At 66.9% G+C, this 15,390-nt stretch carries 15 protein-coding genes and 1 pseudogene; 10 read left to right on the forward strand and 6 right to left on the reverse strand.

What is annotated here, in order from left to right:
• Positions 1-78: 78 nt before the first annotated feature.
• The 4 genes from P7B02_RS12880 (at position 79) to P7B02_RS12895 (ending at position 3,976) form a co-directional block, all read left to right on the forward strand.
• Complete coding sequence (locus P7B02_RS12880) at positions 79-1,896, forward strand: tetratricopeptide repeat protein (RefSeq protein WP_277786755.1); 1,818 nt, start codon at positions 79-81, stop codon at positions 1,894-1,896.
• Positions 1,897-1,941: 45 nt separating this feature from the next.
• Entirely contained in the window at positions 1,942-2,199 is a 258-nt protein-coding gene (locus P7B02_RS12885; protein WP_277786756.1) for a hypothetical protein, read from the forward strand.
• A 96-nt stretch (positions 2,200-2,295) separates the two neighbouring features.
• Positions 2,296-3,162, forward strand: a complete 867-nt coding sequence (locus P7B02_RS12890; protein WP_277786757.1) for an AAA family ATPase — start codon at positions 2,296-2,298, stop codon at positions 3,160-3,162.
• Positions 3,163-3,271: 109 nt separating this feature from the next.
• Positions 3,272-3,976 (forward strand): hypothetical protein, encoded by a 705-nt coding sequence (locus P7B02_RS12895; protein ID WP_277786758.1) that lies wholly within the window; start codon positions 3,272-3,274, stop codon positions 3,974-3,976.
• 6 nt (positions 3,977-3,982) lie between these two features.
• Here the strand turns inward: P7B02_RS12895 and P7B02_RS12900 are convergent, their stop codons facing one another.
• Both P7B02_RS12900 and P7B02_RS12905 read right to left on the reverse strand, forming a co-directional pair.
• Entirely contained in the window at positions 3,983-4,354 is a 372-nt protein-coding gene (locus P7B02_RS12900; RefSeq protein WP_277786759.1) for a hypothetical protein, read from the reverse strand.
• A gap of 68 nt (positions 4,355-4,422) precedes the next feature.
• On the reverse strand, positions 4,423-5,238 hold the full coding sequence (locus tag P7B02_RS12905; protein WP_277786760.1) for a universal stress protein: 816 nt from the start codon (positions 5,236-5,238) through the stop codon (positions 4,423-4,425).
• Positions 5,239-5,345: 107 nt separating this feature from the next.
• On the opposite strand from P7B02_RS12905, the gene P7B02_RS12910 reads away from it, so the two are divergent.
• The 3 genes and pseudogenes from P7B02_RS12910 (at position 5,346) to P7B02_RS12920 (ending at position 7,903) form a co-directional block, all read left to right on the forward strand.
• Positions 5,346-5,990, forward strand: a complete 645-nt coding sequence (locus tag P7B02_RS12910) for an HD family hydrolase (protein WP_277786761.1) — start codon at positions 5,346-5,348, stop codon at positions 5,988-5,990.
• Positions 5,962-6,973 (forward strand): annotated as a pseudogene (locus tag P7B02_RS12915) (NUDIX hydrolase). The gene P7B02_RS12910 and the pseudogene P7B02_RS12915 overlap by 29 nt, the downstream one beginning before the upstream one ends.
• An 87-nt stretch (positions 6,974-7,060) precedes the next feature.
• Entirely contained in the window at positions 7,061-7,903 is an 843-nt protein-coding gene (locus P7B02_RS12920) for a PhzF family phenazine biosynthesis protein (RefSeq protein ID WP_277786763.1), read from the forward strand.
• Here P7B02_RS12920 and P7B02_RS12925 read toward each other — a convergent pair.
• The 3 genes from P7B02_RS12925 to P7B02_RS12935 all read right to left on the reverse strand — a co-directional run bounded on the left by P7B02_RS12925 (position 7,900) and on the right by P7B02_RS12935 (position 9,761).
• Entirely contained in the window at positions 7,900-8,802 is a 903-nt protein-coding gene (locus tag P7B02_RS12925) for a sterol desaturase family protein (RefSeq protein WP_277786764.1), read from the reverse strand. The genes P7B02_RS12920 and P7B02_RS12925 overlap by 4 nt on opposite strands.
• Entirely contained in the window at positions 8,799-9,122 is a 324-nt protein-coding gene (locus P7B02_RS12930) for a hypothetical protein (RefSeq protein WP_277786765.1), read from the reverse strand. Before P7B02_RS12930 ends, P7B02_RS12925 begins: the two co-directional genes overlap by 4 nt.
• A 111-nt stretch (positions 9,123-9,233) precedes the next feature.
• A complete protein-coding gene (locus P7B02_RS12935) occupies positions 9,234-9,761 on the reverse strand; it encodes a porin family protein (protein WP_277786766.1) in 528 nt (175 codons plus the stop codon).
• Between the two features lie 238 nt (positions 9,762-9,999).
• Between P7B02_RS12935 and P7B02_RS12940 the strand changes: the two genes are divergently transcribed.
• Complete coding sequence (locus P7B02_RS12940) at positions 10,000-11,121, forward strand: beta-ketoacyl-ACP synthase III (protein WP_277786767.1); 1,122 nt, start codon at positions 10,000-10,002, stop codon at positions 11,119-11,121.
• A gap of 3 nt (positions 11,122-11,124) precedes the next feature.
• On the opposite strand, the gene P7B02_RS12945 is transcribed toward P7B02_RS12940, so the two are convergent.
• Positions 11,125-12,315 (reverse strand): M48 family metalloprotease, encoded by a 1,191-nt coding sequence (locus P7B02_RS12945; protein WP_277786768.1) that lies wholly within the window; start codon positions 12,313-12,315, stop codon positions 11,125-11,127.
• A 108-nt stretch (positions 12,316-12,423) separates the two neighbouring features.
• Here P7B02_RS12945 and P7B02_RS12950 point away from each other — a divergent pair, with 108 nt between their 5' ends.
• Together P7B02_RS12950 and P7B02_RS12955 are read left to right on the forward strand one after the other, a co-directional pair.
• Positions 12,424-14,097 carry an amidohydrolase gene (locus P7B02_RS12950; RefSeq protein ID WP_277786769.1) on the forward strand — a complete coding sequence of 558 codons (1,674 nt, stop codon included), beginning with the start codon at positions 12,424-12,426 and terminating at the stop codon, positions 14,095-14,097.
• A complete protein-coding gene (locus tag P7B02_RS12955) occupies positions 14,094-15,296 on the forward strand; it encodes a hypothetical protein (RefSeq protein WP_277786770.1) in 1,203 nt (400 codons plus the stop codon). The genes P7B02_RS12950 and P7B02_RS12955 overlap by 4 nt, the downstream gene beginning before the upstream one ends.
• The last annotated feature ends 94 nt before the right edge of the window (positions 15,297-15,390 follow it).

A 15,390-nucleotide genomic window follows, 5' to 3' on the forward strand; every position in this document is an offset into this window, starting at 1 on the left:
TGCGCAACGCGCCACCCCTTAGCAATCAATTAAGCATGCCAATTCAGATTCGAGTCACTTGAGAATCGGAAAGCGTCCATGTCCTCCAGCAAAGCGCAGATATCCCACGCAGCCCTGCTCGGCACGACTGAGGTGGCGGCCGTAGGCGGCTGGGTGTCGCCGAAAGCTCCGCAGATTGGAGACTCCGCGTCCAAAACCGCCCTTGAACGCCTCAGCAAGGCCGTGGCGGATCTCAAACAGCAGGAAATGCCGAACATCCTGCGCCGGGCGATCAGCTCCATCCGGGCCGCGCGCTACGATGAAGCCGAGAAGCTGGCGCTGGCCGCCCTCAAGCTCGACAACAATCAGGGCATTGCTTGGCACGTTCTAGCGATCGCGCGGGAGAAGATCGGCGACTACGGCGGTTCACTCCGCTGCTACGACGCCGCCCAGAAACTGCTGCCGGACGATGGCGCTATCGCGTTGGACCTGGGCCGGTTGGCAGGCCGGCTCGGCATGCCCGAGATCGCGATCAAGCTTTACAGCATTCACCTGTCGCGAGACCCCGCATCTATCGAGGCCTCGAACAACATGGCGACCTCTCTGCGGGAGATGGGCCGTTTTGACGAAGCTATCGATGTCGTCAAACCGTTCCTGACGGAGCATCCTCAGAGCGACATGCTGTGGAACACGCTCGGCACGATTTTGTCGAACAAGGGCGATTCCGAGACCGCACGCATCTTCTTTGACGAAGCCCTCCGCCTGCGTCCCGACTTCGGCTTGGCGCTCTACAACCGCAGCGCCGCCCGCTTCGACCTGGGCGACATGGACGGCGCCATGACCGACTGCGACGCCGCCATCGGTCTCGGCGGCTCCGCCAGTGATCTCGACAACATGCATTTCTCGCGGTCGCTGCTGTTGATCGCGAGCGGACGTCTTGAGGAAGGCTGGGAAGCGTACGAAGCCCGCTTCCTGCCGGGGCACACAAACGCTCCGCGGTTCATCGCGAAGGCGACGCGGTGGCGTCCTGGCGACGATCTCGCTGGCAAACACCTTGTCGTCTACACGGAACAAGGCATCGGCGATGAGGTGCTGTTCACCAATGTCATCCCCGACGTCATAGAGGCGCTGGGCCCGGATGGTCGCCTTACAATCGCTGTAGAACGACGCTTGAAGCCCTTGTTCGAGCGCTCCTTCCCCACGGCTCGCATCCTGAACCACAAGACGGTCAGTCTCGAAGGACGCATCACGCGGGGCTCTCTGGAGATCGAAACCTGGGAGGATGTCGATTACTGGACCCCCATTGGCTCGCTCTTGCGCGAATTCCGCCGGTCGGTGGACGACTTCCCGACACAGGCGGGCTTTCTCACCGCTGACCCTGAACGCGTAGCTTACTGGCGGGCTTGGCTTTCCTCGCTGCCAGCCGGTCCGAAGGTCGGCATCCTATGGAAGAGCTTGAAAGTCCATGGGGACCGCGCCCGTGGCTACTCGCCATTCCATCAATGGAAGCCCGTGCTGACAGTCCCCGGCGCCGTGTTCATCAATCTTCAGTACGGGGATTGTGAGGAGGAGATCGCAATCGCCAAGAACGAGTTTGGCGTCGACATCATCCAGCCGCCGGGCCTCGATCTGAAGGAGGATCTCGACGACCTGGCCGCCCTCTGCACCGCTATGGACCTGATCATGGGCTGTGCGAACGCCACCACACAGATCGCCGGCAGTTGCGGCGCCCCGATCTGGATCACTACCGGGCGTCTGAGTTGGACGCGCTTGGGAACGGACCACTATCCGTGGCACCCCAGCGCCCGCTGTTTCATCATCCCTGACTTCAGAGACTGGGCGCCGTTCATGGAGCATCTCGGTGAGGCGCTGACTCAGTTCGTAGTTCAAGGAACTGAGGTTCGGTCAGCGGGTTGATTCAGGGCGGCGGGGACGGTCCCCGCCAGCTCCAGGAGTCGCCCCATGACCCCCGAAGTCGACTACCGATTTCATGACCCGCTGCCGCTCCGGCCCGCGCCGGATGATGGCGCGATCCGCCAGTTGAGTGCCGACGATACGGTCGACGAGGATGAAGACCTCGACGACGACGATGAAGACGAGGCCGAAGACGCCAATCCCCTCCCGCCCAGCAAGCTGGACAAGGAGAAGCAGCTCGATCACGGGCTGAAAGAGACCTTCCCGGCCTCCGACCCGGTCTCGATCAATCCCGGCGCCGACTAGATCCACGCTGAAGCCTGATCAGGGCGGCGTGGGACTTGAATGTCCCGCGCCGCCCTTTAGTTTGCGATCTGTTGAACACTTGTTTGGATCGATCGCATGGGCCGTTTCGAAGGCACTCAGGATTACGTCGCCACCGAGGACCTGAAGGTCGCCGTCAACGCCGCAATCGCACTTGAGCGGCCGCTGCTGATCAAGGGCGAGCCCGGCACCGGCAAGACCGTCCTTGCCTACGAAGTGGCCAAGGCCATGGGCGCCCCGCTGCTGACCTGGCACATCAAATCGACCACCAAGGCCCAGCAAGGCCTCTACGAATATGATGCCGTCACCCGCCTGCGCGACAGCCAGCTGGGCGAGGAGCGGGTCAAGGACGTCAAGAACTACATCAAGAAGGGCAAGCTCTGGGAGGCGTTCGAGGCCCCGGCGCGCCCTGTCCTGCTGATCGACGAGATCGACAAGGCGGATATCGAATTCCCGAACGACCTCCTGCAGGAGCTCGATCGCATGGAGTTCTACGTCTATGAGACGGGCGAGACGATCAAGGCGGCTGTCCGCCCCGTGGTGATCATCACCTCCAACAACGAGAAGGAGCTGCCGGACGCCTTCCTGCGCCGCTGCTTCTTCCACTACATCCGCTTCCCGGACGAGGCGACGATGCAGGCCATCGTTGACGTCCACTTCCCGGGCATCAAGGCCAAGCTGGTCGGCGAGGCGCTGCGCATCTTCTACGACATGCGCAAGGTGCCGGGCCTGAAGAAGAAGCCCTCCACGTCGGAGCTGCTGGACTGGCTGAAGCTGCTGCTGGTCGAGGACATCGACGAAGCTGTCCTGCGGGAGAAAGACCCGACCAAGCTGATCCCGCCCCTGCACGGCGCGCTGCTGAAGAACGAGCAGGACGTCCATTTGTTCGAGCGGCTGGCCTTCCTGGCCCGTCGCGAAGGCGGTTCGGGGCGCCCCGGCGCATAGTTTCGTTGCGGCGATTTAATGCTGCACCGGCAAGTCTTACCGCAATTTCATTGGACCCTCCCCCGGCCACGCCGCACCCTCGCGGCGTGTTTTGAGAGGGGAAGAAACGATGAAACGCTCGTTCCTGTTCACGGCCGGAGTCGTGTGCGTCGCCGGGCTCGCCCTGGCCGCCTGCGGTCCTGACGGCAAGCCGCCGAAGCCCAGCAACAACCATTGGAACGACAAGGCCTCCACCGTGAAGGCGCGTCTGGAATGCCCCGACAAGCAGGGCGAGCTGACCCGCGTCAGCGTTGCGCCGGACGGCAAGTCCTGCACCTACACCGCGAAGGACGCCGAGGTGGTCATCCGCCACCTGCCCGTGGGTCCGGAAGGCGCACAGGCCGCCCTGGCGCCCATCGAGAACGATCTGCGCACCATCGTGCCGTTCGAAGTCCGCAAGCCCACGCCGGGCGGCAAGCACACCGAGATCAACCTGCCCGGCCTGCACATCACCGCCCATGACGACGAGGGCGGCGACGGCGGCGCGGCCGAGGTCCGCGTCGCCGGCATTCACATCAACGCCAATGAGAACGGGGCGGAGATCCGCGCCGAACACTTCGGCGAGAACGCCGTGCGCGCCAGCCTGATCCTGGCCGCCGGCGACGATGCGCCGGAACAGCATGTGGTCGGCTATGAGGCCCGCGGGCCGGCGAACGGGCCCCTCGTCGTCGCCGTGGTCAAGGCCAAGGACCGGGACTACACCGACAACAAGGATAAGGACGGGGTCTTCTCCAGCATGAAGAAGCTGGTGCGGATGAACGTCGACGAGAAGTAGGCCGGATCAGACCGGCTGGACGTCCACCACCTTGTAGGTGAGCGGGCGGCCGTCCTCGTCGGTCACGGTCACATATTCACCGACCGCGAAGCGGTGCTCGCCCAGGCGATGCACCGGTTCGTCGTCTCCATCATCCTCGCCGTCATAGTCGAAGAACCAGCGGCTGCCCTTACGAGCCAGACGCCCGTCAGCGGCGTCCTCGTCCGGGGCGAAGCGGCGGACGGTGCAGTCGCCCTTCGCCTTGGCGTAGGCTGCCTCGTCCAACATGCCGTCGCTGGTCAGCGGGGCTGTCAGTGCATAGCCGCGATGGTCATCCCCGCCGGCGAATTCGGTGCCAGGATTGCGGGCCAGCCGCATCACGATGCGCGAAAGAGTCATGGGTCTTCCCTTCTTCTTGTGGAGAATTGAGAGACAGAAACCGAGAGAATTCGGCGACTGCGCGGAGACTAGTGAGACAGGAACAGCGACGGACCGTCTTCGGCTCCCAACAGGGAGCGGGTCGTGCCGCCGAAAATGTATTCCTGCAGACGCGGATGCCCGAAGGCGCCCGCCACCATCAGGCTGGCGCCCAGCTGCCTGGCCGCATCGAGAAGAATGGAGGCGGCGTCGCCCCCCTCCCCGCCCGTCTGGACCTCCGCCACCACGCCGCGCACGGCGTAGAAGGCCTGAAGCTCCGCCGGATCAAACTTGCGCGAGGTCGCCGTCGGGGCGCTGAAAATCACCACGCGCGACGCCTTCTGAAGCAGCGGCAAGGCCGTGCGGGCGGCGCGGCTGGCTTCCTTGCCGCCGTCCCAGGCTACGAGAGCCACGCCAGTGGCGGTGAAGTTCGGGCGCGCGACGATGGTCGGGCGCTGCTCGTCGGCGACGATCTGCTGGAACGCCTCGGCCAGGGGCCCGCGCCCCCGCGCGGCGGCGTCATCGAACACCACCACGTCCGACAGGCGCCCCTGCATGGACAGGCCCGCCCAGACCGGGCTTTCCAGCGAGATGAAGCGCTTGGTCTTGGCGGTGCAGGCGTCAAAGGCCGTTCGGGCGGCGCGCTCGCCCGTGGCGGTGGCTTCCTTCAGGCTCTCGATGGCGGTGATCTGAACCCCGCCCATGAATCCCTCGCCCATCCAGGGCATCAGGTCGGCCACGTCGGCGGGCGTATGCACAGCCGCCACTTCCGCCTCGAAGGGAGCCGCCACCGCGGCGGCGACGGCCAGAACCGCATCATCACCCTTGCCGCCAGCCAGCGGCGCCATGATCCTCGCCCAGCTCATGATCCATTCTCCTCTTCGAGGCATTTGTTGTGGGCGACAGCCGGCGCGTCGTTGATCTTCGTCAAGCGATGGGCCAAGCCAACAGCCTTCACTATGGGAACGATCAAGTGGCGAAAGGGCTGCAAAGAACGAAAGCGCCACCCCGGGCCTGGCAGCGGATGCTGTCCGGCCGGCGCCTGGACCTGCTCGATCCCTCGCCCATGGACATCGAGATCGAGGACATCGCCCACGGCCTGGCGCGCGTGGCCCGCTGGAACGGCCAGACGATCGGCGAGCATGGCTTCTCGGTGGCCCAGCACTCCGTGGTGGTCGAAGAGATCGCCGTCCACATCCGACCGGACCTGGAGCCCAAGTGGCGCCTGGCCGCCCTGTTGCACGACGCGTCGGAGTACGTGATCGGCGACATGATCTCGCCTTTTAAGGCGGCCTTGGGCGTGAGCTACAAGGCTTTCGAGGCGAAGCTGGAGGACGCGATCCACATCCGCTTCGGCCTGCCGCCGAAGGTCCCGGTTGAGATCAAGAAGCTGATCAAGCAGGCCGACCGCGCCTGCGCCTTCTTCGAGGCGACGCAACTGGCGGGCTTTTCGGTGGAGGAGTCCCTGGGCTTCTTCGGCGCGCCGCCGGCCGGGTATAATCTGGTGATCGACCCGCAGCCCGCCCGCGAGGCGCAGGAACGCTACGTCCACCGCTTCCACGTCCTGTCCGAGGCCGCCGGGTTCGAACCTGTCGCCGCCGCGCACGAGACCGAATGAGCACCCCGGTCGAGTCTCCCTCCGTCGTCATCGGACTGTCGGCCGTCACGGTCGCCATCCGCGACGGCGAGGCGGTTGTCCTGACCGTCCGGCCACACGACGCGGTGACGGACCGCACCTCGACCCTGGCGGGCCTGCCGTTCGGCCCGTTCAATCCGCAGATCGACCGCACCTTCGAACTGGCCCTGCGGGACTTCGTGACCGAGCAGACGGGCTTCGAGCTCGGCTATGTGGAGCAGCTCTACACCTTCGGCGACAAGGGCCGCGACGCTCCCCGGGCCGAGGTCGGGGCCGGCGCGGCGCGCGTGGTCTCGGTCGGCTATCTGGCGCTCACGCCCTCGGCCGCCGGCGCCAAGGCGGACACGGCCTGGGCCCCCTGGTCGCGCTTCTTCCCCTGGGAGGACTGGCGCGAGGGGCGGCCCGCAGCCATCGACGACGCCCTGGCCCCCGCCTTGCGCGCCTGGGCCGGACAGGATGAAAGCCGGCTGTCGCGCATCCGCATCCACTTCGCCCTGGACGGCGCCCCATGGAACGAGGAGCGCGTGCTGGAGCGCTACGAGCTGCTGTACGAGGCCGGCCTGGCCCCGGAAGCCGCCCGCGACCTGGCTCGCGACCAGGGACGCCCCGCCGCCGAGCCCGCCGCCCTGTCGCCGGCCTTCGGCGAGCCGATGATCTCCGACCACCGCCGCATCCTGGCCACAGGCCTGGGCCGTCTGCGCGGCAAGCTGAAGTATCGCCCGGTCGTCTTCGAACTGATGCCGACGGAATTCACCCTCAGCGCCCTGCAGCGCACGGTGGAGGCCATCGCCGGCGTCGCCCTGCACAAGCAGAACTTCCGCCGCGTGGTCGAGCGCACGGATCTGGTGGAAGGCTTGGGCCGGCTGGACGTGGAGACCGGCGGGCGCCCCGCCGAGCTGTTCCGTTTCCGCCGCGAAGCCCTGGCCGCCCGCCCGGCCTTCGGCCTGTCGCTGCCCCTGCTGTAGCTTCGCTATCAGCGCGTTCATCGCATCTGACTTCAACCGCGACCATAACGCTGGTAGGCGAAGCGCCCTGTCAGCTGGAGCCTTGCCATGAATGTCGCCAATGTCGCCGCCTTTTCCGATGGTGACGCCGGAGGCAATCCGGCCGGTGTCGTCCTGTGCGACACCCTGCCGTCCGCCGAAGAGATGCAGGCTGTCGCCGCAGAGGTCGGCTATTCGGAGACCGCCTTCTCCGCCCGCGAAGGCGAGGTCTGGCGCACCCGCTATTTCGCGCCGGAGATGGAGGTGCCGTTCTGCGGTCACGCCACCATCGCCCTGGGCGCGGTGCTCGCCCTGAACCATGGGGACGGCGTCTATCCGCTTCAGTTGAACGAAACCGCGATCTCGGTGGAAGGCCGCCGGGACGGAGACCGCCTGACCGCCGCCTTGCAGTCCCCGACGACCCGCAGCGCGCCGGCCACGGCCGATCAGGTCCAGGCGGCGCTGGCGCTGTTCGGCTATACGGCCGCCGACCTCGATCCGCGCATCCCGCCTGCTCAGGTCAATGGCGGCGCCGCGCACCTGCTGCTGGCCCTGGCCGACCGCGCGGCGCTTTCCGCCATGAAGTACGATCTGGCGGCGGGCCAGGTGCTGATGCGGGAGCATGGCTGGGTGACCATCAGCCTGGTCCACGCCGAGACCGAGCGCCTGTTCCACGCCCGCAACCCCTTCGCGGCTGGCGGCGTGTACGAGGACCCCGCAACCGGCGCGGCGGCGGCGGCCTTCTCCGGCTATCTGCGCGACCTGGACTGGCCGCACGGCGGGTCGATCGAGATCATCCAGGGCGAGGACATGGGCGCGAAATCCCGCCTGTTCGCCCAGATCACGCCGGAGAAAGGCGCCAGCATCCGCGTTTCAGGCGCGGCGCGCCTGATGAAGCCGCTTGGGGCCTAACCGTCCCGCCCCGTCCGCGCCCGCCACTTGGCCTTGAGGCTGGCCGAGGTGTCGCGCGATCCGTCAGGGCTCCAGCCCGGCGGGCCGAACAGGTAGCCGACCACTTCACGCGGGGAGCGGGATTTCAGCAGGTCCTTGCCGATGCCGATCCATTCGTGGAACGCCACGTGCAGCAGGTTGAAGCCGCCGAGGTTGCGCACCAGGCCGTAGCGCGGCGGCTCTTCGTCCGTCTCGGGCGTGAAGGTGCCGAACAGGCGATCCCAGATGATCAGGATGCCGGCGTAGTTGGCGTCGAGGTAGCGTGGGTTACGGGCGTGGTGGACCCGGTGATGCGACGGGGTGTTGAACACCGCCTCGAACCAGCGCGGCATGCGCTTCACCGCCTCGGTATGGATCCAGAACTGATAGACGAGGCTGATGCCCTTCTGGATCGCCACCATGGCCGGCGGGAAACCGATGAAGCTGAGCGGCAGCCACAGCAGCCAGGTGCCCGCCACGCCGCCGGTCCAGGTCTGCCGCAGGGCGGTGGTCAGGTTGTAGTGCTGCGAGGAGTGGTGGTTCACGTGGCTGGCCCACCAGAACCGGCGCTCGTGCGACAGGCGGTGGAACCAGTAGTAGGTCAGGTCCTCGGCGAAGAAGATCACCACCCAGGCCCAGATGGCGGTCATCGGGATGTCGAACAGCCGGTGCTGATAGACCCACAGGCTGGTCGCGAAGATCAGGCCGCCGGTGAACAGGCCGGCGATGCTGCTGCCGAAACCCATGAGCAGGGATGTGGCGGCGTCCTTCGGCTCATAGACCGCCTTGGCCTTGCCGAACCGCGCCAGGATGATCTCCAGCACCACGGCGAGGACGAAGAACGGCACCGCCAGGGTGACGGGGTCGATGTCCGGCTTCATGCCCGCATCCCTTTGGGCGGCCACGGGGTCGCGCCGATGAAGTCATCGCGCCAGGGCGCCAGGCGGGCCACATAGCCGTCGCCCAGGCGGAACAGGACCAGGGCCTTGTCGCCGGCGCGCGCCACGGCGCCGCGGCCCTGGTCTGCGATCCAGACCTGATCGGGTTCGATGTCGGGAAAGTCGTCGGCCAGCAGCGTCCGGACGGCGGTCTCGTCCAGCGGCGGCGTGGGCCGCGCGATCTTCGCCCACCAGGCGACAGCGACCATGCCGGCGACCATGCCGGCTGACGTCAAAAGCTGTATGAGCAGCGCCTTGTTCACGCGACGCTTTCCTCCCCTTGAACGGGGAGCCTCGGTCACGGTGACGGCAGCGTCAAGTTCGATGGAGGGCTCGCCCCTCCCCGCGAACGGGAAGGGGCGGCCGGATCGGGTTTAGAACTTGCGGACGTAGGCCACGGAGGCGACGTCGGCCTTGCCGCCGTCGTTCTTGAAGTCGTGGCGGGTGTAGTCCACGCGCACGCCGTTCTTCTCGTCGAAGAAGTACTGGGCGCCCGCGCCGTAGTTCCAGGAATCGCCGTCGGCCTCGCTCTCAATGCCGGCCACGGAGCTCTTGATCTGCGTGTTGCCGTAACCGACGCGGGCGAACAGGTCGAGGTTCGGCTGAATCGGCACATAGCCCACCGCATAGCCGGCGATCTGGTGGTCGATGTCGCGCTTCACGCGCACGCCGCCCACGTAGCTGTGGTCCTTGTCGACGCCGGTGGCGGCTTCACCCTCGACACCGAAATACTGGCCGAAGCGGGCGCCGATGCGGCCCTGCACCGAGCCGAGGTCGGCGCCGTCTACGCCCGACCTGGCGACGCCGGCCGTGCCGTAGATGGTGGTCCCGCCCATGGCCTGGGCCGAAGCAGCGGCCGGAACGATGGCGGCGGCGAAAGCAGCGGCGCTAGCCGCGATCATGAGAGACTTCATTTTTATTGTACTCACTCTACTCGAACAGCACCCCAGTTCGTCCCTCGCGGGACGCCCCTGGTTCGCAGCCAAACGCGACCTGCCAAGGGCGGTTGCGGCCTTAATTGGGGCGTCGCGGCCATATCCGGGCCACATCCAGACACGTGACGGCGCTATCCGGCGTGCTATTGATCGGGCCATAAAACCAATGTGAGCCGCGCCTGCGCGCGGCGTCGGGAAGTCTTTCGTGCATCAAGCCGTCATCGCCGCCACGGGGCTGTTCACCCCGCCGCACAGCGTCTCGAACACCGAACTGGTCGACGCCTTCAACACCTTCGTCGAGCGCTTCAACACCGCCAATGCCGCCGCCATCGAGGCCGGCGAGGTCCAGGCGCTGAGCCCCTCTTCTCCCGAGTTCATCGAGAAGGCCTCGGGCATCAAGTCGCGCTTCGTCATGAACAAGACGGGCGTCGTCGATCCCGAGATCATGCGCCCGATCATCCCCGAGCGCCCGAACGAGGAAATCTCCGTCCTGGCCGAGATCGCGGTCGAGGCGGCCAAGAACGCCATCGCCGCCTGGGGCAAGCCGGTCAGCGAGATCGGCGCCGTGCTGTGCGCCGCCTCGAACATGCAGCGCGCCTATCCGGCCATGGCCATCGAGGTGCAGCAGGCCCTGGGCATCGACGGCTTCGCCTTCGACATGAACGTGGCGTGCTCGTCGGCCACCTTCGGCATCAAGACGGCGGCGGATTTCATCGCCACCGGCTCGGCCAAGGCGGTGCTGATGGTGAACCCGGAGATCTGCTCCGCCCACCTGAACTTCAAGGACCGCGACAGCCACTTCATCTTCGGCGACGTGGCCACGGCGGTGATCGTGGAGCGGGCGGAGGACGTCCCCGAGGGCAAGGGATGGGACATCCTCGGGACGCGGTTGAAGACCCAGTTCTCCAACAACATCCGCAACAACTTCGGCTTCCTCAACAACGCCGCGCCGGAAGGCATTGGTCAGAAGGACAAGCTGTTCGTGCAGGAAGGCCGCAAGGTCTTCCGCGAGGTGGTGCCCATGGTCAGCGAGATGATCGTCGAGCACGCCAACAACATCGGCGTCGATCCGCACGGCCTGAAGCGCATGTGGCTTCACCAGGCCAACATCAACATGAACGAGATGATCGGGCGCAAGGTGCTGGGCCGCGATCCGGCGCCGGGCGAGAACGTCATCATCCTGGACGAGTACGCCAACACCTCGTCGGCCGGCTCGATCATCGCCTTCCACCTGCACCACGACGGGTTCAAGTCGGGCGACGAAGGCCTGATCTGCAGCTTCGGCGCCGGCTATTCGGCGGGGACGGTGTTTGTCCGGAAGCGGTAGTGCCTACGGACGCGGCGGCTCGCCCAGGTGGGCCGCCTTCCAGTCCATGGCGCGACGGATGCGCACGCTGACGGCGGGGTGATCGTAGAACAGGACCTCCTCCAGCTTGCTGGGCGTGGCCGCGCGATAGTCGATGGTCTTCACCAAGGCCCGCGCCAGCCCGTCCGGCTCGTTGAAGTTCTCCAGGGAGTAGCGGTCGGCGTCTGATTCCGGGAAGCGGACCATGGTGTTGATGGCTGGCGTGGCGAGCACGCCGATGATCGTCACCAGGATCATCAGAATGGGCAGGCCCGCCGGATCGGCGATCCCCGTCACGCCCCAGCCGCCCAGCAGCCGCGCGGCCACCGGGAACAGGGCCTGGGCGATGAAGCCCATGATCATGGTCCCAAAGCCGAAGAAGGCGATCAGCTCGAACAGGTGGCCGCGCTTGTAGTGGCCCATCTCGTGGCCCACGACGCCGCGCACCTCGGCCAGGTCGGCGTCCTTCTTGAACATCACGTCGCTCATGGCGATACGGGAGGTGCCCAGGAAGCCCGAGACGTTGGCGGTGTAGCGGTTCGACTGCTTGGAGCCGTTGTAGACCAGGATCTTGTCCGTCGGCACGCCCACCTGCCGGCCCATGGCGACCACCATGTCGCGCACTGGCCCGGGCGGGGCCGGCTCGTACTTGTTGAAGATCGGCTCGATGAACAGCGGAGCCAGGAACAGCATGAACAGGCCGAACGCGCTGACCACCAAGCCCGTCCACACCGGCCACAGGCGCGGCGCGCGGCGGATCAGGAAGTAGATCAGCATGATCAGCAGGCTGACCACCACCACGCCCATGACGCCGCCGATCAGATGCTCGGTCATCCAGCCCGCGACAGGCTGGCTCGTCAGACCGTACTGCGTCTCGCGCCACCAGCCGGAATAGGCGGCCCACGGCAGCTCGATCACCCAACTGACGGCAAAGAAGGCCGCCGCCGCCAGGAAGGCCGCGAGCCACGGCCTCGGGCGACGACGCTGCACGGCCGCCGCGGCCCGGCGCGACACGCCCAGACGCAGGATGATCCACGCCGCCAGGATCGAGACCAGCGCGCCCCACAGGATCAGCCAGTGGCCGCCCTGGGTGTAGGCCTGCGCCTTTTCGTGCGCGGCGGGCGGAAGTTGGGCCAGATAGGCGGCGGTCGCGGCGGCGGGGTCGAAACTCGACACGGCTGTACTGGACTCCAAGCTTGACCTTGAGTTGGACATGATCCGCGCCGGTTGTCACCGGCCCCGCCGAAGCTATGGTTCAGGCGCAAGATTCAGGATGCGGGAGCGATGATGAAGCTGAAGGCGATCTTCCTGGCGGGGGCCGCGCTGCTCGCCGCCGCTACGGCGGCCAAGGCCGACACCTGGGTGATGAACGCCAACGGTTACGCCCTGGGCAAGGACGGCAAGCCGGTCCCCTTCCGCACCATGCGCATCGGTAAGGACGGCAAGATCGCCTGGGTGACCCAGGCCGTTCCCCGCATCGCCTGGGGGCCGGACGACGTGATGGTGGACGCCGGCGGCAAGACGGTGATCCCCGGCCTGATCGACGCCCACGGCCACGTCATGGGCCTGGGTTTTCAAGCCCTGGCGCTGGACCTGAACGGCACGAAATCGCTGGATGAGGCCCTGCAGCGGCTGAAGGCCTACGCCGCCGCCAATCCGGACAAGCCGTGGATCATCGGCCGCGGCTGGAACCAGGAGATCTGGAAACTCGGACGCTTCCCCACCGCCGCCGAGATCGACGCCGTGGTCAGCGACCGTCCCGTCTGGCTGGGCCGCGTGGACGGCCATGCGGGCTGGGCCAACAGCAAGGCGCTGGAGATCGCCGGCGTCACCGCCGCCTCCAAGGACCCGACGGGCGGCCGCATCGAGCGCAAGGCGGACGGCTCCCCCGCCGGGGTGCTGGTGGACTCGGCCCAGGACGTGGTGGACGCCAAGGTCCCCGCCCCCACCGCCGCCGACGCCGAAGCCGCCCTCGCCGCCGCCCTGAAGATCATGGCCGAGGTCGGCCTGACCGGCGTGGGCGACGCCGGCGCCGATCCCAAGACCTGGGCGATCTATGACCGGTTCGGCAAGGAAGGCCGGCTGACCGCCCGCATCTACGCCATGGCCGGCGGCATGGAGTCCCTGGAGGCGATCTCGCCCAAGGGGCCCATCGACTGGACCCATGACGACCGTCTGGCCCTGAAGTCGGTGAAGCTCTATTCGGACGGGGCGCTCGGCTCGCGCGGGGCTTTCCTGAAGGCGCCCTACAGCGACGATCCCAAGAACATCGGCCTGCAGTTCCTGCCGCAAGACAAGCTGAACGGCATGGTCCGCAGCGCCGCCTCGCGCGGCTATCAGGTCAACGTCCACGCCATCGGCGACGGCGCCAACGCCGAGGTGCTGGATGCCTTCGAGAGTGTGAAGGGCTCCACGCCCAAGGGCCTGCGCCACCGCATCGAGCACGCCCAGGTGGTCGATCCCGTGGATCTGCCCCGCTTCGCCAAGCTGGAGGTGATCGCCTCCATGCAGCCGACCCACGCCACCTCCGACAAGAACATGGCCGAGGACCGCCTGGGCAAGGCGCGGATGAAGGGCGCCTATGCCTGGCGCAGCGTGCTGGACAGCGGGGCGAAGTTCGCCGGCGGCTCCGATTTCCCGGTTGAGGCGCCGAACCCCTTCTTCGGCATCCATGCCGCCGTCACCCGCCAGGACCACAACGACCAGCCCCTGGGCGGCTGGTATCCGGGCGAGGCCCTGACCCTGGACGAGGCGCTGGCCGCCTTCACCACCGGCGCGGCCTATGCCGAGTTCGGCGAAGGCAAGTTCGGCAGCCTGTCCCAGGGCGAATGGGCCGATTTCCTGATCCTCGACGCCGACCCGTACAAGATCCAGCCCAAGGACCTGTGGAAGATCAAGGTCCAGGAGACCTGGGTGGGCGGCAAGCGCGTGTTCCAGCGTGAAGGCGCCGCCAAGTGATCCGCTTCGCCTCCCCCATCGCCGCAATCGTCGTCTGCATCGCCGCCCCGGCCTTCGCCGCGCCGCAGGAGATCAACGCTTACACCCGCTACGAACTGCTGGCCCCGGGGTCGGGCAAGTTCCGCATCATCTATGACGTGACCGCCGCCCGTCCGGGCGCGACGGCCTATTTCAACCCCATCCGCAAGGGCAGCATCGCCACGGACGAAAGCGTGGTCGACATGGCCACGGGCAAGCCGCTGGAATTCAAGGTGGTGGACGGCGCCACCGCCCGCACCACCGGCCTGCCGGAAGCGAGCCTCGACAGCGACTACATCCGCGTCACCCTCGCCCGCCCGGTGCCGGCCGACGGCGGCCAGGGCCGGGTGCGCATCGACAAGACCTATGAGGACGCCAAGTCCTACTTCCAGGACGGCCAGGACATCGTCTTCGACCGTCCGCTGGGCGTGAAGCGCAACGCTGTGGTGTTGCCGGCCGGTTATCAGCTGGTGTCGTCGAATTACCCGTCCCAGGTGGCGCAGGAGGCGGACGGCCGCCTGCGGATCAGCTTCATCAACAACACCTCGGCCCAGGCGCCGCTGAAGCTGCGCGCGCGTCCGGGCAAGCTGACGCCGACGGCGAACGGCGCGGCGGCCAAGGTGTCCGAGCGCGCGCGCCAGACACGGGACATCGTCTATTTCCTGAACGCGCCAGAGACGAACAGCTTCCGGCTCCATCACGACTACACCGAGGACCAGCCTGGCGTGGGCCAGTACGTGAACGTGGTGCGTCCCGGCAGCACGGCCTCCGATCCTGTGGCCCGCAACATGGACACCGGCGAGACGCTGAAGGCCCAGCACCTGAAAGGCGCCGCCATCACCGCCGCCGGAATCAAGGACCCCGGCCTGCGCGAGGTGACGGCGGACAGCGAGGTGGTCCTGTTCAGCTTCCCGCCGGTGAAGTCTGGGGAGTCCGTGCGCCTGCGGATGACGGAGACCTACACCGATCCCGGCCGCTACAAGCTGGTCGGCGACGAACTGGTCTTCGACCGCGCCCTGGGCCGCCCGGCCAACGCCGTGGTCCTGCCCGCCGGCTGGACCCTGACCAATTCCGCCGCCCCCGTGGTGGTCAGCGAGACGGAAGACGGCCGCACGCGGCTGGACTTCATCAACCCGGCCTTGGGGGATTTGCCGGTGCTGGTGACGGCGAAGCGGAAGTGAAGTACGCGCTTCGACTGGCCGCTACGCGACCGCTCAGCATGGCGAACTCAGCAAATCACGCCCGTCATCCTGAGGAGCGTCGGAACGACGCGTC

It is taken from the genome of Caulobacter segnis (assembly GCF_029543125.1).
GTDB lineage: Bacteria > Pseudomonadota > Alphaproteobacteria > Caulobacterales > Caulobacteraceae > Caulobacter > Caulobacter segnis_D.

Coding starts and splice junctions, on each gene's coding strand:
- P7B02_RS12880 (WP_277786755.1), top strand. CDS start 79: ATGTCCTCCAGCAAAGCGCAGATATCCCACGCAGCCCTGCTCGGCACG.
- P7B02_RS12885 (WP_277786756.1), top strand. CDS start 1,942: ATGACCCCCGAAGTCGACTACCGATTTCATGACCCGCTGCCGCTCCGG.
- P7B02_RS12890 (WP_277786757.1), top strand. CDS start 2,296: ATGGGCCGTTTCGAAGGCACTCAGGATTACGTCGCCACCGAGGACCTG.
- P7B02_RS12895 (WP_277786758.1), top strand. CDS start 3,272: ATGAAACGCTCGTTCCTGTTCACGGCCGGAGTCGTGTGCGTCGCCGGG.
- P7B02_RS12900 (WP_277786759.1), bottom strand. CDS start 4,354: ATGACTCTTTCGCGCATCGTGATGCGGCTGGCCCGCAATCCTGGCACC.
- P7B02_RS12905 (WP_277786760.1), bottom strand. CDS start 5,238: ATGAGCTGGGCGAGGATCATGGCGCCGCTGGCTGGCGGCAAGGGTGAT.
- P7B02_RS12920 (WP_277786763.1), top strand. CDS start 7,061: ATGAATGTCGCCAATGTCGCCGCCTTTTCCGATGGTGACGCCGGAGGC.
- P7B02_RS12925 (WP_277786764.1), bottom strand. CDS start 8,802: ATGAAGCCGGACATCGACCCCGTCACCCTGGCGGTGCCGTTCTTCGTC.
- P7B02_RS12935 (WP_277786766.1), bottom strand. CDS start 9,761: ATGATCGCGGCTAGCGCCGCTGCTTTCGCCGCCGCCATCGTTCCGGCC.
- P7B02_RS12950 (WP_277786769.1), top strand. CDS start 12,424: ATGATGAAGCTGAAGGCGATCTTCCTGGCGGGGGCCGCGCTGCTCGCC.